Source organism: Sporosarcina sp. NCCP-2716 (genome assembly GCF_023707985.1).
Taxonomy (GTDB): Bacteria; Bacillota; Bacilli; order Bacillales_A; family Planococcaceae; genus Sporosarcina.
Genome location: NZ_BRCF01000005.1, coordinates 116212 through 139133 on the forward strand (window position 1 = coordinate 116212; position 22922 = coordinate 139133).

At 54.8% G+C, this 22922-nt stretch carries 18 protein-coding genes; 15 read left to right on the forward strand and 3 right to left on the reverse strand.

The features are described from left to right. Positions 1-8 precede the first annotated feature (8 nt). Positions 9-1853, forward strand: a complete 1845-nt coding sequence (locus NFU03_RS09120; protein ID WP_251638046.1) for a DHA2 family efflux MFS transporter permease subunit — start codon at positions 9-11, stop codon at positions 1851-1853. A gap of 31 nt (positions 1854-1884) precedes the next feature. On the opposite strand, the gene NFU03_RS09125 is transcribed toward NFU03_RS09120, so the two are convergent. Beyond that, on the reverse strand, positions 1885-2382 hold the full coding sequence (locus tag NFU03_RS09125; protein ID WP_251638048.1) for a VanZ family protein: 498 nt from the start codon (positions 2380-2382) through the stop codon (positions 1885-1887). A 127-nt stretch (positions 2383-2509) separates the two neighbouring features. On the opposite strand from NFU03_RS09125, the gene NFU03_RS09130 reads away from it, so the two are divergent. From NFU03_RS09130 to NFU03_RS09180, 11 genes are all read left to right on the forward strand, one after another. Further along, complete coding sequence (locus NFU03_RS09130) at positions 2510-3535, forward strand: acyltransferase (protein WP_251638050.1); 1026 nt, start codon at positions 2510-2512, stop codon at positions 3533-3535. 271 nt (positions 3536-3806) lie between these two features. Further along, positions 3807-4091, forward strand: a complete 285-nt coding sequence (locus tag NFU03_RS09135; RefSeq protein ID WP_251638052.1) for a hypothetical protein — start codon at positions 3807-3809, stop codon at positions 4089-4091. Between the two features lie 78 nt (positions 4092-4169). Beyond that, positions 4170-4427, forward strand: coding sequence for a PepSY domain-containing protein (locus NFU03_RS09140; RefSeq protein WP_251638053.1), 258 nt, complete (start codon positions 4170-4172; stop codon positions 4425-4427). Between the two features lie 196 nt (positions 4428-4623). Next, entirely contained in the window at positions 4624-5649 is a 1026-nt protein-coding gene (locus NFU03_RS09145) for an asparaginase (protein ID WP_251638054.1), read from the forward strand. A gap of 27 nt (positions 5650-5676) precedes the next feature. Further along, the gene (locus NFU03_RS09150) at positions 5677-7272 is read left to right on the forward strand and encodes a glutathione ABC transporter substrate-binding protein (protein WP_251638055.1); all 1596 of its coding nucleotides are present in this window, start codon (positions 5677-5679) and stop codon (positions 7270-7272) included. Positions 7273-7332: 60 nt separating this feature from the next. Beyond that, the gene (gene gsiC, locus NFU03_RS09155) at positions 7333-8253 is read left to right on the forward strand and encodes a glutathione ABC transporter permease GsiC (protein WP_251638056.1); all 921 of its coding nucleotides are present in this window, start codon (positions 7333-7335) and stop codon (positions 8251-8253) included. A gap of 11 nt (positions 8254-8264) precedes the next feature. After that, positions 8265-9170, forward strand: coding sequence for an ABC transporter permease subunit (locus NFU03_RS09160; RefSeq protein WP_251638057.1), 906 nt, complete (start codon positions 8265-8267; stop codon positions 9168-9170). Positions 9171-9197: 27 nt separating this feature from the next. Next, the gene (locus tag NFU03_RS09165; protein WP_251638059.1) at positions 9198-10211 is read left to right on the forward strand and encodes an ABC transporter ATP-binding protein; all 1014 of its coding nucleotides are present in this window, start codon (positions 9198-9200) and stop codon (positions 10209-10211) included. Beyond that, entirely contained in the window at positions 10177-11157 is a 981-nt protein-coding gene (locus NFU03_RS09170) for an ABC transporter ATP-binding protein (RefSeq protein WP_251638061.1), read from the forward strand. The genes NFU03_RS09165 and NFU03_RS09170 overlap by 35 nt, the downstream gene beginning before the upstream one ends. 1 nt (position 11158) lies before the next feature. Beyond that, positions 11159-12136, forward strand: a complete 978-nt coding sequence (locus tag NFU03_RS09175; protein WP_251638063.1) for a winged-helix domain-containing protein — start codon at positions 11159-11161, stop codon at positions 12134-12136. 14 nt (positions 12137-12150) lie between these two features. Further along, positions 12151-12858 carry a gamma-glutamyl-gamma-aminobutyrate hydrolase family protein gene (locus NFU03_RS09180; RefSeq protein ID WP_251638065.1) on the forward strand — a complete coding sequence of 236 codons (708 nt, stop codon included), beginning with the start codon at positions 12151-12153 and terminating at the stop codon, positions 12856-12858. Between the two features lie 72 nt (positions 12859-12930). Here NFU03_RS09180 and NFU03_RS09185 read toward each other — a convergent pair whose 3' ends face one another. After that, positions 12931-14322 carry a PepSY-associated TM helix domain-containing protein gene (locus NFU03_RS09185; protein ID WP_251638067.1) on the reverse strand — a complete coding sequence of 464 codons (1392 nt, stop codon included), beginning with the start codon at positions 14320-14322 and terminating at the stop codon, positions 12931-12933. A 241-nt stretch (positions 14323-14563) separates the two neighbouring features. Here NFU03_RS09185 and NFU03_RS09190 point away from each other — a divergent pair, with 241 nt between their 5' ends. Both NFU03_RS09190 and NFU03_RS09195 read left to right on the forward strand, forming a co-directional pair. Continuing rightward, a complete protein-coding gene (locus NFU03_RS09190; RefSeq protein WP_251638069.1) occupies positions 14564-15118 on the forward strand; it encodes a DUF488 domain-containing protein in 555 nt (184 codons plus the stop codon). A 234-nt stretch (positions 15119-15352) separates the two neighbouring features. Further along, the gene (locus NFU03_RS09195) at positions 15353-18943 is read left to right on the forward strand and encodes a lamin tail domain-containing protein (RefSeq protein WP_251638071.1); all 3591 of its coding nucleotides are present in this window, start codon (positions 15353-15355) and stop codon (positions 18941-18943) included. A gap of 290 nt (positions 18944-19233) precedes the next feature. Here NFU03_RS09195 and NFU03_RS09200 read toward each other — a convergent pair whose 3' ends face one another. After that, positions 19234-20280 (reverse strand): acyl-CoA dehydrogenase family protein, encoded by a 1047-nt coding sequence (locus tag NFU03_RS09200; protein ID WP_251638073.1) that lies wholly within the window; start codon positions 20278-20280, stop codon positions 19234-19236. Positions 20281-20490: 210 nt separating this feature from the next. On the opposite strand from NFU03_RS09200, the gene NFU03_RS09205 reads away from it, so the two are divergent. After that, positions 20491-22854 carry a bifunctional 2',3'-cyclic-nucleotide 2'-phosphodiesterase/3'-nucleotidase gene (locus NFU03_RS09205; RefSeq protein WP_251638085.1) on the forward strand — a complete coding sequence of 788 codons (2364 nt, stop codon included), beginning with the start codon at positions 20491-20493 and terminating at the stop codon, positions 22852-22854. Positions 22855-22922: the final 68 nt, after the last annotated feature.

Below are 22922 nucleotides of genomic sequence, written 5' to 3' on the forward strand. Positions count from 1 at the left end.
GGACACGAATGACAATGTATCTCATCGGGTATCTCGTGATCGCAGTCATTCTGCTCGTCACCGTCAACTTCATGGTGCGGAATGCAGATAAGCGGAAGGCTGCACGAACAGAGCACCCGAAATCCGACAGCAGTGCTGCGCGCCCGGTCCGCGAAACCGGACCTGTCAATGATGCGGCAGTTACGCCGTCCACTGAAACCGATCCCCAGGCACCGCTCACCGAAGCGATCGCCCACAGCGAACCGCCGAAGTCGGAAGCTGTGCGGGAGGAAGAGCCGCCATCCGCGAAAGTTGGAGCAAAGCCGGCATTCGATCCGGCTGCTCTTGAAAGTATGAGGGGCAAAATCATCGTGACGATGATGCTTGGTGCTTTTGTCGCGATCCTCAACCAGACGCTGCTCAATGTCGCAATCCCTCATATCATGACGGATTTGAACGTGTCGGCGAGCACGGTCCAATGGCTGTCCACAGGGTACATGCTGACGAACGGGATCTTCATCCCGATCACAGCATTCCTGATCGCAAGGCTCGGTACGAGGAAGCTGTTCATATCCGCGGTGTTCGCGTTCACGGTTGGCTCGCTCATCTGTGCGCTGTCTCCGACATTTGCGATGCTCATGATCGGCCGGGTCGTACAGGCCGCGGGGGCGGGTGTCATGATGCCGCTGCTGATGACCGTCTTCCTGACGATCTATCCGCCCGAAAAACGGGGGGCTGCGATGGGAATGTTCGGTGTTGCGGTACTGTTCGCCCCGGCAATCGGGCCAACTCTTTCCGGTTGGCTCATCGGCCATTACAACTGGCACATCCTCTTCGATATCGTCATTCCGTTCGGAGTTGCCGCGCTTGTCATGGCATTCTTCTGGATGATCGATGTCACCGAAATCACGAAACCGAAGTTCGACACGTGGGGATTCATCTTCTCGACGATCGGCCTCGGATTCCTGCTGTACGGCTTCAGCGAAGCGGGCAACAATGGGTGGGGCAGCGCTATCGTCCTCATCACGCTGGCGATCGGACTCGTCGGACTCGCCGCTTTCATCATCCACGAACTGACGACGGATGAACCGATGCTCGAACTGCGCGTCTTCAAGTATGATATCTTCGCGCTGACGACGATCATCGGCTCGATCATCAACATGGCGATGTTCGCGGCGATGCTCCTTCTGCCGATCTATCTGCAGAACATCCGCGGATTCTCGGCGCTCGATTCCGGTCTGCTCATGCTGCCGGGGGCAATTGTCATGGCGATCATGCTGCCGATTTCCGGTAAGCTGTTCGACAAATACGGCGCCCGCTGGCTAGCAGTGTTCGGTCTTGCCATCACTGTGCTGACGACATGGGGCTTCACGACACTCAATATGACGACGTCGTACGGATTCATCCTGCTGCTGTACGTGCTGCGGATGTTCGGTATGTCCTTCTTGTCGATGACCGTTACGACGGAAGGGATGAACCAGCTGCCGACGCATCTCGCGGGACACGGGACCGCTGCTTCCAATACCGCAAGAACGGTCGCGGGCAGTATCGGCACCGCGTTCCTGATCACCGTCATGACGACACGGACGGCGTTCCACTCGGCGACTTATTCCAATGTGCTGACGACGTCGAACGGGTATCTGACATCGAAACTCGGCGAGCTCGGTACAGGGATCTCCTCGATGGCCGGGCTGCCTGCTGAACAGGGGCAAGGACTTGCAACGACGCTGCTGTATGGTGAAGCGATGAAACGCGCGACTGTCAACGGTATCAATGACGCGTTCATCGTGGCGACAGGCATCGCGTTCGCCGCGTTCGTCCTCGCGTTCTTCATCAAACGGGCACGGCTTGAAGACAGCGGGAAAAACAGCTGAATCATGAACAGAAAAAGGGACGCCCACCAATTCAGGTGAGCGTCCTTTTCTTTTTGGCTTTCCGCCTTTGCGGGCGGAGCAGGCTGAAGAGCCGGATGACGAGCAGGAAGACCAACGCGCCGGCCAGGTCGAGTGCCACATCCTGCCACGTCGCGGTCCTGCCGCCTGTGAGCGACTGATGGAATTCATCCGCAGACGCTGCGGCGAACGTCAGCAGCAGGGCGAGGAAGAACCGGAACCGGTTTGCCGGCAGCAGCCAGTACAGGACGGAAGCGAGCGCACCGAACGTAAAGAAGTGCGCCGCCTTGCGGAAGAGGAATTCCAGGAAGTAGTAGTACCCGCGCTCTTCCACGGAGATCGTCTTCCCCCAATACGGGATGTGCAGCTTGGACAGCGGTTCTTCGAGCGGCCGGTCGGGCAGCAGGCGCTCGAGCTGCGGAACGATCGTCTGCTGTTCGTACGTCTGGCTGGAAGAGAGGAACAGTCCTGCTAGAATGCCTATGAGGAGAACAGCTACTAGTTTTTTCATGGTGCGAGTATATCACAATTCCCGTTTTGCTGCAGAAGGAGCTGAATTCGAATTGACCGAGTTAGCGAAGCGTGCAGAAAGGGAAGAGGGACTGTAACTACTTTTACTATTGAAACGGGGAAACAGCATGAAACGGCTACTCTACTTGGACTGGCTCCGCATCCTGGCAGCGATCGCGGTTGTGGTCATCCATGTCTCGGCGGGCATCGTGACGGACAGCTCCCAAACTTACCGCAGCCCGTGGATGGCGGGGAATTTCTATGAATCGCTCTCGAGATGGAGTGTGCCGATGTTTGTCATGATCAGCGGGGCGCTCATGCTCAGCAGCCGGAAGGAACAGCCGACCACCATTTTTCTCAGGAAGAAACTCGCGAAGATCCTCGTGCCGCTGCTCGTCTGGAGCATCATCTATTATGCCAATGAAGTGAGGAAAGGGGCGTACGATTTCTCGATCTCCGATCTTCTGGAACGGCTCGCTTCCGATGATATTATGTATCATCTGTGGTTTCTGTATATGATTGCCGGCCTTTACCTCATCACGCCGCTGCTCAAAATACTAGTCCGCCATGCGAAACGGACGGATATCGAGTATTTCCTGCTGCTGTGGCTGATCGCTTCTGTCGGCCTTCACTGGATGACTTATATGGTCGGCTACCGGATTGAAATCGAACTGTATTTCGTCTCCCATTATGTCGGCTATTACATGCTCGGCTACTATCTGTTCACGTATGACCTGAAACCGGCTGTCCGGAAGTTGATCTATGCGGGCGGGTTCATCGGCTGGCTCCTGACTTTTTTCCTGACGTACAAAGGGTCTGTATCGAGCAGTGAACCTCTCGAGTATTTCTGGTATGACGAACATTCGCCGAACGTGTTTCTGATCACACTCTCCCTGTTCGTCCTCTTCCAATCAACGAAAATCGGGGAGCTGCGCCTGCCGTGGGTCGGGAAAGTCATCAGTGAAGCGAGCTTCGGCATCTATCTCATCCATGTGCTTGTCATGCAGACGCTCCATGAGCAGTTCGACTTCGTCTGGTTCAATCTCCATCCAATCATCGGGATACCGTACAAGGTGATGCTCGTTGTCGCAATCAGCACGGCCATCGTCTTCGTCATCCGGAAGGTGCCGATTGTGCGGGGGATCATCCCGTGACAGCCGGGCAAGTTTACAGGTTGCAACAAGGGGTACAAATGATGTGAGCAGAACAATAGTCTGAGAGGCCTATCTGTCCAGCAGATAGGTTTTCTTCTGGACTCCTTCCAAAATAAAAAGGATGCAATGTGTGAAATTTGCAAGGGTAAGGGACTTAATACACAATTATAATTGACGATAATAGTACTAAAGGTATATTATGAACGATGGATACAGGTGGCTGGCTCATTTGCTGTACCTGGATATTCATCAGGAGAAGGAGAAGACCATGATGGAGTTTCTAGAGTACTTGAAAAGAAGACATGTGCTGGGCCCGGGCAGACGGCCGCTCTCAGACGTATCTGCGGAGCAGTATGACAACCGACTGCACAACTTGAAACGGCGGGGCATCTACCAGGATGAACCGGAAGTGACGGAGGGGATGCTCGAACAGATAGCCCGGACGTACAAGAACGGGCTCGACCATTACCCCCGCGCGCTCGCATACTATATCGAGTACTTGGATTACTTGGAGAAGTCCGGTTCACCGGACGGCGGTACAGGCACCGATTCCTGATCAACGGCATTTCCGTTCCTCACACTTTCCGATCTGATGCATACATTGGCACAGAGAAGTGAAATTGGAGGAGATGGCGTGACAAATCAGCACTGGGCACAACCGGACCGATACTGGGCAGACCATTGGCAGAATCCGAAATATCGGAGGATCTCGATAGACCAGGCAATGACGATCGCCTTACAGCAAGTCCCTGGGCAAGTGGTCAAAGCGGAACTCGAATATGATCACGGTATGGTCATTTACGAGGTGGAAATCCGCACTGCCGACGGTCATAAGTACGAAGTGAAGATCGATGCCGCCACTGGCAGTGTCCTGGACGTAAAACTCGACTGAAACAAAACAGCCGCCGATGAGCAATCATGCTGATCGGCGGCTGTTTCGCGTATTCAAGGGGAGTTTTCATCAATAGTAGAACGTTTCAACACATTACAACCCAATTAAAATTCGGAAATATGAAAAATAAGTGTTGTAATAGGTTGTTGCATGTTGTAAAGTATTAGAAAATATTGAATCTTAGGAGTGTGAGCGTGTGAATGTTGACCGATTAGTGGATGTGGAACGGGGAGGATACATTGAGAGCAGTCATAGCGGACATATAGCGGTAGTCGACCGGGAGGGGAAACTGCTTTACAGTTGCGGAAATCCGGGACGCCATACGTTCGCCCGTTCTTCCATGAAGCCGCTGCAGGCAATTCCGCTCATCGAGACTGGGGCGGCAGCATACTTTACTATGGATGCCGCCGATATTTCCCTCGCCTGCGCTTCCCATAGCGGGGAGCTGCAGCATACGTCCAGAGTGCAGGACATATTGAAGAGGCTCGGCATGGAGACGGACGGCTTGAAATGCGGTATCCACCCGCCGCGTTGGAAAGAAGCCTATGAAGAAGTCGTGAAAACGGAACAGCCGATCACCCCGATCTACAATAACTGTTCCGGGAAACATAGCGCGATGCTCGCCACCGCCAAATACATGGGCGAATCGGCTGAAGATTACTACTTGCTCGATCATCCGGTGCAGCAGCGTATTCTCGAGGTGATCAGTGACCTGGCGGAGATCCCGGCCGATGAGATTGAGATCGGTATCGACGGATGCGGCCTGCCTGTCCACGGCATTCCTCTCGATCGTCTGGCGATGAGTTTCGCCAAGATGGCCCAGCCGGACCGGTTCCCGGAAAAGCGGAGACAGGCGATTGAAACCGTCACCTCCTCCATGATGGCAGCCCCTGAAATGGTGGGAGGCACCGACCGATTCTGTACGGACTTCATGAAAGTAATGGGAGGCCGGATGTTCGGGAAAGCCGGTGCGGAAGGTGTCTATTGCATCGGTGACCTGGAAACCGGGCTTGGAATCGCCATAAAGATCGAAGACGGTAACGGCCGTGCAGCGTATCCGGCAGCTGTTGAAGTGCTGAAACAGCTCGATTTACTGACGGAGCAGCAGGAGCAGCAGCTTGCTTCCTACCATGTGCCGAAACTCCGTAACGCGAGGGAAGAAGTCATCGGCCACTTAAAGCCGGCATTCACGTTGAAAAATGCATCCTGCATTTTATCATAAACGACTTAGACAAAAGGGGAGAAGAAGATGAAAAAGACAGTAGGTTGGCTTTCTGCGCTGGCAATGGTGCTCGTCCTCATGCTGGCAGGATGCAGCGACTCGGGTAAGGAAGGGAGCACTGCAGAAAAAGGCGGGGACGGCAAGAAAGCAGTGAAAGAAGGCAAAGACCTGACCATCGCCGTCGCGGATAACTTCACGACGCTCGACCCGCATGATACGAACGATACACTATCGAACTCAGCGGAGAAAACGATGATGGAAGGCCTTCTTGGCTTTGACGAAAAGATGAACGTTGTCCCGCTGCTGGCGGAGGAGTATGAGGCAAGCGATGACGCGACGGAGTTCACATTCAAACTCCGGGAAGGCGTCAAGTTCCATGACGGGACACCGTTCAATGCGGAGGCCGTGAAAGTGAACTTTGACCGGCTGGCGGATCCGGACAGCGGGCTGAAACGCCACAGTTTGTTCGCGCTCATCCAGTCGACAGAAGTCCTCAGTGATTATGAAGTGAAATTCACGCTGTCGGAACCGTTCGGCGCGATGATCAACACATTCGCCCACCCTGCTGCCTTGATCCACAGTCCGAAAGCGCTTGAAGAGTACGGCAAAGATGTCGGGAAACACCCGGTCGGCACAGGTCCGTTCAAGTTCGTCGAGTGGAAGCCGAGTGAAGGGCTGAAGATCGAGAAGAACCCGGATTACTGGAAGAAAGGGTATCCGAAAGTCGATGCGATCACCTTCAAGCCGGTCTCTGAGAACGGTTCGCGGATTGCAATGCTGCAGACAGGTGAAGCGGACTTCATCTATCCGGTGCCGACTGAGCAAGTCGAAGGCGTCAATGGGAAAAACGGCGTCGAGGTTGACAGCGAGCCGTCGATCGTAGTTCGTTACATGGCCATGAACACGATGAAAGAGCCATACAATGACGTGAAAGTACGCCAGGCGCTCAACTATGCCATCAACAAAGACGCATTCCTGAAAGTCGTCATGAACGGCCAGGGGGAGAAACTCGATTCGGTCATCGCACCGGACGTCCAGTTCTACTCCCAGCAGGAGCTGTATGAGTTTGATCTTGAAAAAGCGAAAGAGCTCTTGAAGGAAGCAGGCGTCAAAGAAGGACTGAAAGCGAAACTGTGGGGAGGGAACAGTTCCAGCACCGTGAAGGCGATGGAATTCCTTCAGCAGCAGCTCGCGGCTGTCGGTATTACGGTTGAAGTCGTGCCGATGGAGTCGGGGACGCTGTCAGACAAAATCTGGTCTGTCCAGAACCCGGAAGATGCGGAACTCGAGCTGTACTACGGCGGCTGGTCTCCGTCCACTGGAGATGCTGACTGGGGGATCCGTCCGCTCGTAGGCGGCAAGGAAGCATTCCCGCCGAACTCGTACAACGTATCCTACTATGATAACGAAGAAGTGAACAAATTGATCAGTGCGGGTCTGCAGACAGCAGATGAAAACGCGAGAGCCGATGCTTATGAGAAGGCGCAAAAACTGATCTGGGATGATGCCCCTTGGGTGTTCCTTTCTGCGGATAATACGCTGGCCGGCAAGAAGAACTATTTGAAAGGTGTCTATTTGCTGCCGGACGGTTCACTGAGTGTTTCTGAAGCGGAAATTGAGTAAGCATGGATACAGGAGCGCTGCAGTTCAGCGCTCCTTCTTTATCTAAAAGGGGGGGTACGGATGTTACGATTTCTCGGAAAACGGCTGTTGCAAGTCATCCCTATACTTATTTTGGTTTCGATCTTCATCTTCCTCTTCGTACATATGATACCGGGAGATCCCGCGAGATTGGTGGCAGGGGAAGATGCCACGATCGAAGACGTGGAACTGGTGCGGAAAGAACTGGGACTCGACAAACCGATCACCGAACAATATGTGACCTACATGAAAAACCTGTTCAGAGGGGATTTCGGGACTTCACTGAAGACCAACCGATCCGTGAGCTATGAAATCGGCGAACGGTTCATGCCGACGTTCTGGCTCACTGTGTGGAGTATGCTGTGGGCGGTCGCTGCGGGGCTGCTGATCGGGGTCATCTCTGCGACGAAGCGGAACAAATGGCAGGATTATCTCGGGATGTTCGGCGCTGTGTCAGGACTGTCGCTGCCTTCCTTCTGGCTCGGCCTCATGCTCATCCAATTATTCGCTGTGACACTCGGATGGCTGCCGAGCGGCGGGATGGATTCCTGGAAAAGTTATATTCTCCCGGCCTTCACATTAGGGACCGGCGTGGCTGCGGTCGTTGCACGTTTCACGCGTTCCTCGCTGATGGACGTCCTGAAGGAAGATTATATCCGAACAGGCCGCTCGAAAGGACTGAACGAACGGCGGATCACGTGGGGGCATGGACTGCGCAATGCGATGATCCCTGTCGTGACGATGACCGGCCTGCAGTTCGGCTTCCTGCTCGGCGGCTCTGTTGTCATCGAATCCGTATTCAGCTGGCCGGGACTCGGGAAACTGCTGATCGACTCGGTAGCGTACCGGGACTACCCGGTCATCCAAGGGGAGATGCTGATTTTTGCACTGGAATTCATCCTCATCAACTTAGTGGTGGACCTGCTCTACGGAATCCTGAATCCGCAAATCCGATATGAATAGGAGGGTGCGTCGTGGTAGATCTCAAGGTATCCAACAAAGAAGCATATTATCAGCAAACACTTGAAAACACCCCTTCCAAAACTCCTTTTGCCGAGTTCTGGAGGAAATTCAAGAAGCAGAAATTAGCGTTCGTCTCATTCTTTTTCGTCGTCTTCCTCATCCTGATGGCCTTCATCGGCCCGTTCATCACCCCTTATGATATTACGGAACCTGACTATGAAAACGTCCTGTCCGGCCCTTCAGCCAAACACTGGGCGGGAACGGATGCCTACGGTCGGGACATATTCAGCCGGGTGCTGGCCGGGACGCAGATTTCGCTATATGTCGGACTGACTTCCGTTCTCCTCGGCGCTATCGGAGGGACGTTCCTCGGGATTGTTGCCGGGTACTATGGCAAACGGATCGATTCGCTCATCATGCGGATGTGTGACGTCCTCCTTGCATTTCCGGGTATCCTGCTTGCAATCGGGATCATCGCGATACTCGGACCGGGGCTCGGGAACGTCATCATAGCTGTTGCCATATTCAGTGTGCCGATGTTCGCCCGGATTGTCCGCAGTTCGACGCTTGCCGTAAAATCCACGCTTTATATAGAAGCGACCAAGTCGATCGGCACGAGGCCGAAGCGGATCATCTGGAAGCACATTTTCCCCGGGACCGTTTCGAGTATCATCGTCTACTTCACGATGCGGATCGGGTCTGCCATCTTGACAGCTGCAAGTTTAAGCTTCCTCGGTCTTGGCGCACAGCCGCCATCCCCTGAGTGGGGGGCCATGCTGAGCGGAGGGCGCGATTATCTGAACATCGCCCCGCATGTCACGATCTTCCCCGGTATCGCCATATTCGTGACGGTGCTGGCGTTCAACCTGCTCGGCGACGGACTGCGCGATGCGCTCGACCCGAAAATCAAAGAGTAAAGACCCGGCAAAAAGGAGGGAAATCAGATGGAGGAAAAGGTACTGCAAGTAAGGAATCTGCAGACACACTTCACGAGTGACTCGGGCACAGTCAAAGCAGTGGATGGAGTGTCATTCGAAGTGGGGAAAGGGGAGACGCTCGGCATCGTCGGCGAATCCGGCAGCGGTAAAAGTGTTACGTCTTTGTCGATCATGCGGCTGCTGAAAGACACGCCGGGCAAGATTGCCGGAGGTGAAATCCTCTACGAAGGCACGGACCTGACCACGCTGAGCGAACGGGAAATGCGCAAGATCCGCGGAAATGACATTGCAATGATCTTCCAGGAACCGATGACTTCCCTGAATCCGGTTTACAAGATCGGACGCCAGCTGGAGGAATCGATCATTCTTCATATGAAAGCTTCGAAGAAGGCAGCACGGGAACGCTCTGTCCAGATGCTCAAGGCTGTCGGGATCTCGAGGCCGGAGAAAATCGTCCATGAGTTCCCCCACCAGCTGTCGGGAGGTATGCGCCAGCGGGTGATGATTGCGATGGCGATGGCGTGCAATCCGAAAGTGCTCATCGCAGACGAACCGACGACAGCGCTCGACGTCACGATCCAGGCGCAAATACTGGAACTCATGAAAAGCCTCACTACGACGACGGATACGGCGATACTGCTCATCACCCATGACCTGGGTGTCGTCGCTGAAATGTGCGACAGGGTCGTCGTCATGTATGGTGGCAGGGCGGTTGAAGAGAGCGACGTCGTTTCTATCTTTACGAATCCGAAGCATCCATACACTCAAGGTCTGCTTGAATCCATCCCGAAAATCGGGGAGCGGGTGGACCGCCTGCAATCGATTCCAGGAAATGTGCCGATTCCGTCCCACATGCCGATGGGCTGCAAGTTCGCCCCAAGATGTCCGCATGCGATGGACATTTGCTGGGAGAAGGAGCCGTCTTTCGACAAAGTGACAACCAACCATTCCGTACGCTGCTGGCTGCATGAGGAGGTGCCGCAAGATGAATCAGACCTTGTTGGAAGTTCAGAACGTTAAAAAGTATTTTCCGATGCCGTCCAGGCTGTTCAGCCGCAAAAAGGAGTTTGTCAAAGCGGTGGACGGGGTCTCCTTCACTGTCAACCGAGGGGAGACGCTCAGTATCGTCGGAGAAAGCGGCTGCGGGAAGTCCACGACCGGCCGGATGATCATGAAACTGCTGGACATTACGGAGGGGAAAGTGATCTTTGAAGGCCAGGACATCACCGACATGACGGATGACCAGATCCGCCCTCTGCGGAAGGAGTTCCAGATGGTCTTCCAAGATCCTTACGCGTCGCTCAACCCGAGGCTGACCATCAAGGAAATACTGGAGGAACCGCTGATCGTCCACAATTTCAATAAAGACAACCGGAGCCAGCGGGTGACGGAACTGCTCGAAACCGTCGGGCTCAGCCGCTACCATGCCGACCGCTATCCGCACGAATTCAGCGGCGGTCAGCGTCAGAGGATCGGTATCGCCCGCGCACTCGCGGTGAACCCGAAACTGATCATTGCCGACGAGCCGGTTTCTGCGCTCGACGTCTCCATCCAGTCCCAGGTCCTCAACCTCATGAAAGATCTGCAGGAGGAATACGGACTCACCTATGTATTCATCGCCCATGACCTGAGCGTGGTCGAGCATATATCCGACCGGGTCGGCGTCATGTATTTGGGAAGGCTTGTGGAACTGGCAAGCCGGGATGCGCTGTTCGGGAAGCCGCTTCACCCATACACGAAGGCATTATTGAGTGCCGTCCCGATTCCGGACCCGACTGTCAAAAGGGAGCGGATCATCCTGAAAGGAGACATACCAAGCCCTGCGAATCCTCCGTCAGGCTGCACGTTCCATACCCGCTGTCCGTTCGCGCAGGAAACGTGTAAACTGAAAGTACCGGAATTCCGGGAAATCGAATCAAATCATTATGTGGCCTGCCACTTTGCCGAGGAGCTTGAGGAAAACTGACATGCAAAAACTTCATATTATCTCCATTCAAAAAGAGTATCTGGACATCGTAGCATATCAACTATTTGATATATTTGGTGATAAGTTGGAGCTGCTGCCGATCACGTTGCAGCAATTGACGATGGAAACGGTGAGCGAAGAGGATTTAGTGCTGTTGTCAAAAGAAGTGCTGAGAGGCATTACGTCTCCATTCATCCCGGAAACATGTGTTGTGATCGTCGCCAATCGGGAAGTCAACATCGCCGCTGCGGAAAAACTGTCCGCACTGCAGGGAAGCCAGCGGATCCTGATCATCAATGACACGGTGGAGCATGGTGAGGAAACCGCAGTTTCGCTGAAGACGATTTTTTACGAGCACAGCTACCGGGTGTATGATCCTGCAGATACGGTTCCGTCAGACATCGACTGGATCGTAACGCCCGGCGAGATTGCACTCGTACCGGCGGGATTTCCGAACGTCATCGATATCGGACCGCGGACGCTGGATTATTTGACGATCGATCAAATTGCGTCACAGTTGGATGCATCCATGTCTGACACGGTACTGATGAACCGCTATTTCAGATCGCAAGTGACGATTGCGGGAAAACGGAAATCGAAAGAGGAGGAGCACCCAAGCGGGGACCGACAGCCTGGGAATCCATCGGTCGGGCTCCGTGCCGCACAAGCAATAACATTGGACCCGGAAGAAATCGAGTCCATCCAGAAGAAGATTGAACGTACCGGTTTTCTGGATGAAAGCCTCGTCATCCTCTCCATATACAAGGAAGGGAAAGACGCATTCGAACAGCTGGGCAGGGCGAAGGTGAAAGACCGGCTGCTCGAGCGAGGCATCCGTCTATCCGATCAGCAGCTGCGGGTGCGCCTGGAAACGATGCAGGACGAACAGCTGATCCATGCGCGCATCGGCAGGGGAGGAACACGGATCGCTGAAAAAGGGGAAGCCTTCCTTGAGCTGTTCCGGAATCTGAACAAGTAGGGGGCATTCATAGGTTGAAACCATTCATCGGAATTACTTGCCATAACGATTTAGACTATCTGCATATGCTGAATAACGCGTATATCCAATCGATCTTGGACGCAGGCGGCACACCGGTCCTGCTGCCGCTCGGCGAGGAAACGGATACTGGCAGTGTGGCGGATCGGCTGGACGGCCTGCTGCTGTCAGGCGGGTTCGACGTGGATCCGCACTTCTACGGAGAAGAGCCTCACAAGGACCTTGGGGAAATCTCGCCGGGACGTGACACGTATGAACTCAGTCTCCTCCAGGCGTTCCTGCAAATGGATAAGCCGGTGCTCGGCATCTGTCGCGGGCATCAGGTGCTGAACGTTGCCCAAGGCGGCACGCTCTACCAAGACATCTATGATCAGATTGACGGGCCGGTCCAACAGCATGCACAGCGGGCAAGACGGGAACATCTATCCCACAAAGTCTCTGTAGCGGAAGGGTCCAGGCTTGCGGACATCTTCGGCACGGATACGATCCAGGTCAATTCGTTCCACCATCAGGGCGTGAAGTCTCCGGGGGATTCACTCGAAGTGACCGGTACGGCGGACGACGGTGTCATTGAAGCGATCGAAAGCAAGGACCACACCTTCGTGATCGGCGTCCAGTGGCATCCGGAAAATACAGCATGTGCAGGAGATATCCATTCCAAGAAATTGTTCAGTGCTTTTGTCGGTGCCTGCGGAAAGTCCTGATGAATTTCCGGCAGTAGAGCGACAAAGTGAAACAGCCGCCAGTCAGCTAGTATGCTGATCGGCGGCTGTTTTTCATTTCCCGGCAGATGCCGGCTTCTTGTTTTTTCGCGTGAGATGCAGGATTCCTTCGATGATCAGGATCAGCAGGACGGACAGGCCGAACAGCGGCATGAGGACGCCGAGGATCACGAGTAATACGGCAAATCCTATCGTGACCGGCCGATCCGCTTTCGGCGGTGCGGAGAGGTGCCCTTTCTGTTTGCGGGCGAACCACATCTGGAAGCCGCGGAAGATCAGCAGCAGGAAGGCCAGGCAGACGACCAGGTTCAGCAGCTTGTTCGGCCAGCCGAACAGATGGCCTTCGTGGAGCGGGATGCCCCATGTGAACCACTTCGCGAGAATCCCGTAGTCGTCATAGCCGACTTTCGAAATCAGGTCGCCGCTGTACTGATCGAAATAGGCCGTCATCTCCTCGGCAGGGCTGACATCGAGTCCGGTTACCCCCGTGTTGCTCGCTGTCGAGACGGTGAACACACCATCAGTGGAAGACGGATAGATGATGGAGTACGGTTTTTCGATATCCGCGTCCCTCGCTTTCCACAGCAGTTTTTCCACGAGGATTCCGTCATTGCCCATGTCCATGCCGGGCATTTTACCTGAACCGCCGTGATTGGCGTGCGGGTCGGGCTTGCTGTCCGCTTTGTCCGTTCCGGACGTCGGCGGCTCTTCTTTCCGGACCGCCCACGGCACTTCACTCATATCCGACGTCGGTGACTGCTGCTGCAGCAGCGGCGTTCCGATCGAAGGGTGTTTCTGTGATGCGGAATAAATGAAATCGCCCATGAACGCCGACCACGGCAGTCCCGTGAAGATGAGGATGATCATCGGGATGGTGATGACAACGCCGATCCACGCATGGTTCCGTTTCAGGCCGATGCGGCGGGTCGGTTTCTTCGGCCGATGGAGAGCCCTGCTCTTCATCGTCATGTAAATCCCCGTGATGAGCAGGAAGATCGCCCAGCAGGCCGCCAGCTCCACCAGGTAATTGACGACAGTCCCGCCGACGAACAGCGAGCTGTGGAGATTCCGTAAGATGTTCGCATACGTGAACTTCGGATTCTGGACGCCGGCGATTTCGTTGTGTTCATCGAGGAAGACGTAGCGTTCTTCACCGTTTTCCGAAATGAGGGAAAGCCTCGTGTTGTACGGCTCGTCCATTATCATGATCTTCGAGACTTCGAAGCCTTTGTTTTCGTGCTTGACGAGGGAGATCCCTTCGTCGATCGTCAGCTGATACGTTTCCGGACTGTTCCCGAAAAAGAGATCTTTGTAGATGACATTCTCGACGTTCGTGTAGAACAGATAGCCGATTCCGCTCAATGTCAGGGTGATGAGCAGCGGCGCCATGAACAGGGCTCCAAAGAAATGCCACCGCCAGAACCGGTTATTGCTTTTTATCTTCAATTTCCCACCTCCGAATAAATCAGTAGTTGCCAGTTTTTCTCTTTGAAAACAAAACAGTATGTAAAGGAAAATAGGGCCTCCCGTTTTATAACACGTAATTGTGAACAACTCATGAACTGCTGTGAGGAATACCCTTTCCATCATACAGCAAGTCGCTGCCCCAATCCCGGAAAGACGGGAAGGTTTCAACGGGATGCGTTCAGGGCACGTGTAAAGGAAAAGGATGTTAGGGTGAGAAGGAATGGACATTTACTCGATCGGTCATTATAACCATACGGAAGAGGAATTCATCCGCCTGCTGAAGGAAGCGGATATCGGCCTGCTCGTGGACGTGCGGAAATTTCCCGGCAGCCGGAAATTCCCCTGGTTCTCTAAAGAAAGGATGGCGGATTGGCTGCCTGCTGCAGGGATCGGTTATGTGCATATGGAACAGCTCGGCGGGAGACGGCAGCCGTCCCAGCTGATTTCGCCTGCGTTGAATGACGGATGGCAGAACGAGTCTTTCCACAATTATGCGGATTATACGCTGTCGCATTGTTTCCGGGAAGGCATCGATGAACTGATGCAGCTCGCAGCGGGAACGAAGACGGCGTATTGCTGCTCGGAACGCCATCCGGCGAGGTGCCACCGGCTGCTGATCAGCAATTGGCTCGCCGTGCACGATTGGACAGTCACCCATATCGTGCCGCGGCGCGACGGATCTGCAGAACTCGTCCCCCACGAGCTCGGAAAGTGGGGCGCGATGCCGATCATCGAGGACGATTCGACAGTCGTTTATCCGCCACTTGAATCATAAGAATCAGACAATACCGTACAACCAGTCTCCGGAGGGGGGCTGGTTTTTATATGCCGAACTGCCTGTACTGACAGGCGGCCGGCTATGCAATTCCGCCTAAAGGAAATCACCAAATATTCCCGGAAAGGCGCATAGCCGCTCTGGTGGCGCAATGGTACGATAACTTTGAAAATAGAATTCTCTCGGCAGGATGGTGAGCCGCAGCGGATTCAGTCCACTAAGGAGTGTGAGGGAATGCACGGTCGAACGGGAAAGAAATGGTTGAATTCTTTGATGGCAGCGTCACTGGTCGCAGGAATGGCAGTACCGGCAATGCCTGCCCACGCAGCAGAAGCGCCTGCTGTGCTGGCGGCAGATCTGCTCATTTCAGAGTACGTCGAAGGATCGAGCAACAATAAGGCGATCGAGCTGTACAACGGCACTGGTGCTGCAATTGAGTTGGAGAACTATTCGATTGAACTGTATGCGAACGGTGCAGTAAAGCCGACGAACACGCTGAAACTCTCCGGCACCCTCGAACACGGCAAAACCTATGTCCTCGTACACAACCAGGCAGGGGCGGAACTGAAGGCGAAAGGCGATATGGAAACAGGAAGTGTCACGAACTTCAATGGGGATGATGCCATCGTCCTAAAGAAAGGCCAGACGCCGATCGATTCGTTCGGCCAGGTGGGAGCACGGGCGGATTGGGGAACAGACGTCACGCTCGTCCGCAACTCCACAGTCCTGAAAGGCAGATCGGCGATCGACAGCCCATTCGACCGGACGAAAGAATGGACGGTCTACCCGAAAGACACATTCTCGCATCTCGGCACACACGAACTGACGGCTTCCGACGAGATAGCCCCGGAAGAACCGGAAGTCCCGGCTGACATCCTATCCATCGCAGATGCTCGCGCAATGCCAGCAGGGCAGGAAGCGACTGTCACGGGAATCGTCACTGCCAAACTGAAGAACACCATTTCAATCCAGGATGAAACCGGCGGCATCGCTGTCCGTCCGACCAGTCTAGCAGCGGAAGTCGGCGATGAAGTGACCGTCACCGGCAAACTCGTCGATTACCGCGGCCTGCTGCAGCTGGACGGTGCGAAACTTGTCGCAAAATCAGCTTCGGCCGTGCCTGAAGCGAAAACCGTCACCGGCGCGGAAATCGGGGAAGATACGGAATCCCGTCTCGTCACGGTCCATAATGTCACATTGTCAGGCAAGGAAGCAGGACCGGGCTGGGCGAACTTCATTGCAACGGACGGGACGGAATTCACTGTGCGCGATGAAACCGACACACTCGGCCTGCAGGCTGGTATGACGTATGACTCGATCAGCGGCATCGTCCAGCAGTTCGACGACATCTACCAAGTCATCCCGCGCGGTAAGACGGACATCGTCGAAGATGCCTCCGTCGTGCAGCCGGTGGCGGCAGACCCGGGCAGCGGCACGTTCATCGACAGTGTGAATGTCACGCTGACGACAGGGACAGTCGGCGCGGAAATCCTGTATACATTGGACGGGACGGATCCTGTGAAGAACGGCGCGACGTACGCGGAGCCGCTAGCAATCACGGACAGCGTCCAGCTGAAAGCCGTTGCGAAAACAGCTGACGGGCGCACAAGCGCTGTGCAGACATTCGATTACTTCATCACCGATGCTCTCCAGATCCATGATATCCAGGGACCGGGACATGAATCGCCGTTCGCCGGACAAGTCGTCGAAGGTGTGAAAGGTGTAGTTACTTACAAGTACGCGATCCAGGGGTCGACGTATTATCACATCCAGGCGAAGGATGACCAGCGGGATGGCGACTTGAATACATCGGAAGCGATCGTCCTGTACAGCGGTAAAGATACGTGGAACCTGAAGGAAGGCGATTACGTTTCGGTCAGCGGGCAAGTGAGCGAGTATGCGATCGACGGCTTTTCCGACCGCCAGGAGACCGATCTGAAGACGACGCAGATCAACGTCCGCAATGACCGCGGCGGCAAGGTCGATGTGCTGGAGCGCGGCGTGGCATTGCCGGAGCCGTTCATCATCAATGAGTCGAACTTGCCGAAAGATGCCATCCTGAGTGAAGGACTGAAGGAATTCGACCCGGCGAAATACGCGGGCGACTTCTGGGAGAGCCGTGAAGCGATGCGCGTCCAGGTCGGCACGGTGAAAGCGGTCGCTCCTCAGCAGAACGGCGACCTCGCGACAGTGCTGGAAAGCCGCAAGACCGATACGAAAAATGGCGGCGTCCTGCTTCGGAAGGACAAGCCGAATGCGGACCTGATCCAATTCCGTCTGGAGCCGAATACGACGGCGCGTGACTTTGAAGTGGCGACAGGCGACCGGTTCGAAGGTCCGATCACCGGGGTGGTCGGGTATTCGTACCAGAACTATAAGATCCTCGTCGGTTTGGAGGAGATGCAGGACAAGTTCGTGAAAGGGCCGGCTGTGCCGGAAACGACGACGATCGTGAAAGATCCGACGAAACTGACGGTTGCGTCATACAACTTGGAGAACTTCTCGAACAACAAAAAGACGACGTCCGACGACAAAGCACGCAAACTGGCGCGTGCGTTCGCTGTGGACATGCAGAGCCCGGACATTGTCGGGGTGACGGAAGTGCAGGACAACAACGGACCGGATGCCGGCGGGCCTGAAGCGAACGAAAGTTACGAGCGCCTCATCCAGGCTATTACGGAAGCAGGCGGCGTGAAGTATGAGTACGTCAACATCGATCCGGTGAACAACGCGGACGGCGGGCAGCCGAACGCCAATATCCGTGTCGGCTTCCTGTACAATCCGGAGCGGGTTTCGCTGAAAAACGGAGCGCCTCACGGGGATGCAGTTTCAGCGGTCGGCTACGAGAATGGCGGCCTGACGCTGAACCCGGGACGGATCGATCCTATGAATGGCGCATTCAAGAGCAGCCGCAAGCCGCTCGCTGCCGAGTTCACGTTCGATGGCGAAGATGTCATCGTCATCGCAAACCACTGGAATTCGAAAGGCGGGGACACGCCGCTGTTCGGTGCGATCCAGCCGCCAGTGTACAAGAGTGAAATCCAGCGCAAGCAGATCGCGCAGATCGTCTATGATTTCATCGACGATGTGAAAACGAAGAACCCGGACGCGAACATTGTATCCGTCGGGGACTATAACGACTTCCAGTTCACGGATTCCCTCCGTATCCTCGAAGGGGAGCGGATGACGAACCTGGTCAATAAAGTCGACGAAGCGGACCGGTATTCGTATGTCTACCAGGGGAATTCCCAAGTGCTTGACCATGTGCTCGTGTCGAACAATCTGGCGGATGACGCGCAGATCGACATGCTGCATGTGAATGCGGACTACACGGACATGGCCGGCCGTGCGAGCGACCATGATCCGGTCCTCGTGCAGCTGGCGCTGAAGACGGCAAGTGTTGAAGAGCCGTTCGAGTGGGGCTATGTGCCAGTCACAAAGTTCCATTTCCTGCTGAACTACAAGAAGCCGAGCCTGACGGTGGACGCGAAAGGTTCCTCAATCACGATGGACTACCGCTCGCGTGTCAAGAACGGCATCACGCTGACAGGCCAGTATGCGATCTTGAGCGGCCTCGGATTTGCGAGCAACCAGGTCATCCTGAAGCCGGGGGACAAAGGGCTCACGATCGATACGAAATGGACGGTGCAGGGTGATGTCGTCGTGGACGGCACGAACCCGGTCCGGATCTTCGGGGCAGAGAATGTACTGAAGCTCCGCTACGTCAACGGAGCCTCGTCTGAAAACGTCGAGCTGTTCGACCGGTATGGCCGGAAGCTGACGAAGCCGGGCATTCAATGGCCATGGGCAGGAAAAGCGAGCTGAATAGGCTGAATGGGGAGCGGTGCCTTGTGCACCGCTCTTTTTTTGTTGGTGGGGGGAGGAATCGGCCAAATCGGGAGAGTTATCGGCCAAATGGCGCCTGGAATCGGCCGAATGCGCGGGGGAATCGGCCAAATCGAGCCGGCAATCGGCCAGATGGGGAAGTTAATCGGAAATCAGACACAATTCAGAATCGTGTCCGAGTTGTGTGGCGCACAGGTACCGTAAAAAAGGTACCGTTAAAACTCAAAAAAAGCAGACTTCCCAGGAAAGGGAAGCCTGCCGAGAGAGATTCAGGGCTGGAGGAAGCCGTGCTGGCCGGCTGTCCACAGGTCGCGGAACGCCCGGTTGACGGGGGACGTTTCAAGAACGGCCTGCATGCCGAGACGGCGGAACAGCTGGACGGCGCAGTCGGTGGAGATGTCCGCACTTTCGATGCACACAGCGGACAGCTGCTCCAATTCGTGTTCGTCGAGCCTTCCGTCGAGATGCATGTCCCACCGCCGGGAAACCGCAGTATGGAAGAGCTGCTCCGCTTCGTTGAAGCGATGCTGCTGCTCTTTCAGCAGACGCATCGTCACGGCGATTTTCTCAGAAGACCAGTATGGTTTCGATTGCTCGGCGAGATGCTCGGCCTCCTCCAGGAAACGGGAAGCGATGCCGAGACAGACGGCAGCGAACGAGACTTGTGAAAACTGGACGAACGGGAACGAATGGACCGGCAGGCCGATTGTATTCTGCTTGGCGATGACCGAGAACGTCCGCTCCTGCGGGACGAAGGCATCCTTCACGCGGATCGTATGGCTTGCCGTGCCGCGCAGTCCGAAGGCGTTCCAGTCAGCGACGATTTCGACTTGATCCGGCAGGAGGATGCAGGCGCGCATCTCGTCCGTTTCCTTCCCGTCCCGCCAGATCATCGTGTTGGCGGTGAACATCGAGGCATACGGGGCGCCGCTGCAGTAATGCCATTCACCGGATACCCGGTAGCCGCCGCCTTCCTCATGCGCTTCACCTGTCGCGTGACCGCTCCCCGCGATGACGGCATCCGCCGGGCTGAACAGTTCCTCTGCCTGCGGTCCGGTCATATTCTCGAGAAACATGTTGCCACCCGAACCGATCGTCACGAGCCAGCCGAACGATCCATCAGCCGCTGCCGCCTCTTCAAATATGCGAGCCGCATCCGGGAGTGACAACCCGCGCCCGCCGAGTGTTTCCGGCAGGAACAGTTTGAACAGTTTTTCATCGTATGCGATCTGCAGTACATCGTCCGGAAGTGTGTGCTGCTGTTCAATGTCCAAAGACGCACTCCGGATAATCTTCTTCACGTTTTCTTCAAGCATTCGAACCATCCTCTCTTTTCTTCACCGTACGGAATTCATAGGGGCGAACGACGCGGAATATGTCCGATTAACCATTTTCAAGCACATCCGTGAAAAGGGTTACATTCCTGCCCTGACGAAGCTTGTCTGTTGTTGGAACCTCTCGCAATCTGTGGTATGTTTAAATAGATTGAAAACTCTAATCCGAAAGGGAGATGAAGCATGTCGTTCATGAAAAAAATTGGATTCAGTCTGCTCGTCGTTTTACTAGCACTAGGCAGTATGATTATACCCCAAAATGCCAGTGCGGCTAAACATGACGAAGCAACACGCGGTGAATTCATCAAACAAGTGGTCACTGCACTGAATCTGCAGACAGGAGACGGTTCGTCCCTCACGTTCAAGGACGTGGACAAGCAGCTCGCCCCATACGTGGAAGCCGCTGTCAAAGCGGGCCTCGTACACGGCCGCTCGGCGACTCTCTTCGATACAAACGGCTCACTGACGCGCGAACAGGCATTTGTCATTTCCGCACGTGCAGCCAAGACAGACAAAACATACCCGATGACTTTGCTTGACCGCTTCAAGGACAAGAAGGACTTCGGTGCTTCGCTGCGTCCGGAAATGGCGAAAAGTATCGGACTCGGCCTCTTGAAAGGCTATTCGGACCGCACAGCGAAACCGAAACAGCCGGTCATGAAAAACGAAACGCGCGCTATCGTCAACCGTCTGGTGAAAGTGAGCCAGCAGCACCCGGGTACTCCGGAAACGGATGACGCGACAGTCGCCCTGCGTGTCATGGGGACGACAGACCTTCATATGAACCTTGTGAACTATGATTACTATCAAGACAAGCTCATCCAGGATTATGGACTCGCGAAAGTCGGCGTCCTGATCGACAAGGCACGATCTGAAGTGAAGAATACCCTGCTGTTCGACAACGGCGACCTGATCCAGGGCACGCCGCTCGGAACGTATGAAGTGAGTGTCAATCCGCTGAAAAAAGGCGAAGTGCACCCTTCATTCGCAGCGATGCAGGCGCTTGACTATGACGTCATGTCGCTCGGTAACCACGAATTCAACTACGGTCTCGACTATTTGGATCAAGTGATCGAGACAGCGGGCATGCCGGTACTCAATTCCAACGTCTATGACGTCAAAACCGGCAAGAACCGCTACAAGCCTTATACGATCCTCAACAAGGAAGTCACCGATTCCAAAGGCGCCAAGCACCAGCTGAAAGTCGGCGTGATCGGTGTTGTCGCACCGGGAATCCTCCGCTGGGACGGTGCGGTCCTCGAAGGGAAAGTGACCGTGGAAGACGCAGCGGAATCCGTACAGAAATTCCTTCCTGAAGTGCAGAAGCAGGGAGCGGACCTCGTGTTCGTCATTGCGCACTCCGGAATCGGCAACGAAAAAGCGGAGAAGAATGCAGATGACGTCACATGGCAGATCTCTGCGATGGACGGCGTGGACGGCGTATTGACCGGTCACAACCATGCACTCTTCCCAGGCGATTTCAAAGACGTGAAGAATGCGGACCAGGAAGCTGGCACGCTGAACGGAACGCCGGTTGTCATGCCGGGCAAATTCGGCAGCCACCTCGGCCTGCTCGACTATGAAATGAAACTGAAAGACGGCAAATGGTCTATTCTTTCCGGAAAAGGCTCCCTGCGCCAAGTCGATGAAAAATCGACAGACGTGCATCAGGGTGTCATGGACGCAGTCAGCAAATCCCACGAAGGCACACTCGACTACATCCGCACGCCGGTCTCCAAGACGACAGCGGATATCACAAGCTACTTTGCCCTCGTAAAAGATGACCCGTCGATCCAGATCGTGACGGATGCACAAAAACGGTATGTCGAAAGCCAGATTCCAGGTACCAAGTACGCAGACTTGCCGGTCCTGTCCGTAGGGGCGCCGTTCAAAGCAGGCGGCCGCTATGGCTCTGACTATTACACAGATATCCCTGCAGGCGACATCGCCATCAAGAATATGGCAGACCTTTACGTGTTCGACAACACAATCACAGGTCTCGTCATGACAGGTGCTGATGTGAAAGAATGGCTCGAAATGTCAGGCGGCCAGTTCAACCAGATCGATCCGTCGAAATCGGGTGAACAGAATGTCCTGAACACGAACTACCGCTCGTACCTGTTCGACGTCATCGATGGTGTCACGTACGAATATGACGTGACCCAGCCGAACAAATATGACGGCGACGGGAAAGTCGTCAACGAAGGCGCTAACCGCGTCAAGAACCTGAAGTTCGACGGCAAGCCGATCGACCCGGCACAGAAGTTCATGGTTGTCACAAACAACTACCGGGCAAGCGGAAACTTCCCGGGTGTCCGGAACGCTTCCGACACGGTTGCCTACCAGTACGAAAACCGCCAGGCGATTGTCGACTATATGGTAGCGAACGATCCGCTTGACCCATCTGCAGATAACAACTGGTCCATCCAGCCTGTCTCAGGTGCCAGCATGATCTTCGAAACATCCGACAAAGGCAAGAAGTACATCGGTGACGACGGCCGCATTAAATACGTCGGCCCGTCACAAGACGGCTATGCGAAGTACGAATTGAAATAAGCGATAGTGCAGGGCTGCAGCGGAATCGGCAAGTGGTTTCCTCTGCAGTCCTTTTTTCTCGAAAACAT

Coding starts and splice junctions, on each gene's coding strand:
- NFU03_RS09195 (WP_251638071.1), top strand. CDS start 15,353: ATGCACGGTCGAACGGGAAAGAAATGGTTGAATTCTTTGATGGCAGCG.
- NFU03_RS09175 (WP_251638063.1), top strand. CDS start 11,159: ATGCAAAAACTTCATATTATCTCCATTCAAAAAGAGTATCTGGACATC.
- NFU03_RS09200 (WP_251638073.1), bottom strand. CDS start 20,280: ATGCTTGAAGAAAACGTGAAGAAGATTATCCGGAGTGCGTCTTTGGAC.
- NFU03_RS09150 (WP_251638055.1), top strand. CDS start 5,677: ATGAAAAAGACAGTAGGTTGGCTTTCTGCGCTGGCAATGGTGCTCGTC.
- NFU03_RS09170 (WP_251638061.1), top strand. CDS start 10,177: ATGAATCAGACCTTGTTGGAAGTTCAGAACGTTAAAAAGTATTTTCCG.
- NFU03_RS09205 (WP_251638085.1), top strand. CDS start 20,491: ATGAAAAAAATTGGATTCAGTCTGCTCGTCGTTTTACTAGCACTAGGC.
- NFU03_RS09165 (WP_251638059.1), top strand. CDS start 9,198: ATGGAGGAAAAGGTACTGCAAGTAAGGAATCTGCAGACACACTTCACG.
- NFU03_RS09120 (WP_251638046.1), top strand. CDS start 9: ATGACAATGTATCTCATCGGGTATCTCGTGATCGCAGTCATTCTGCTC.
- NFU03_RS09190 (WP_251638069.1), top strand. CDS start 14,564: ATGGACATTTACTCGATCGGTCATTATAACCATACGGAAGAGGAATTC.
- gsiC (WP_251638056.1), top strand. CDS start 7,333: ATGTTACGATTTCTCGGAAAACGGCTGTTGCAAGTCATCCCTATACTT.
- NFU03_RS09130 (WP_251638050.1), top strand. CDS start 2,510: ATGAAACGGCTACTCTACTTGGACTGGCTCCGCATCCTGGCAGCGATC.
- NFU03_RS09135 (WP_251638052.1), top strand. CDS start 3,807: ATGGAGTTTCTAGAGTACTTGAAAAGAAGACATGTGCTGGGCCCGGGC.
- NFU03_RS09125 (WP_251638048.1), bottom strand. CDS start 2,382: ATGAAAAAACTAGTAGCTGTTCTCCTCATAGGCATTCTAGCAGGACTG.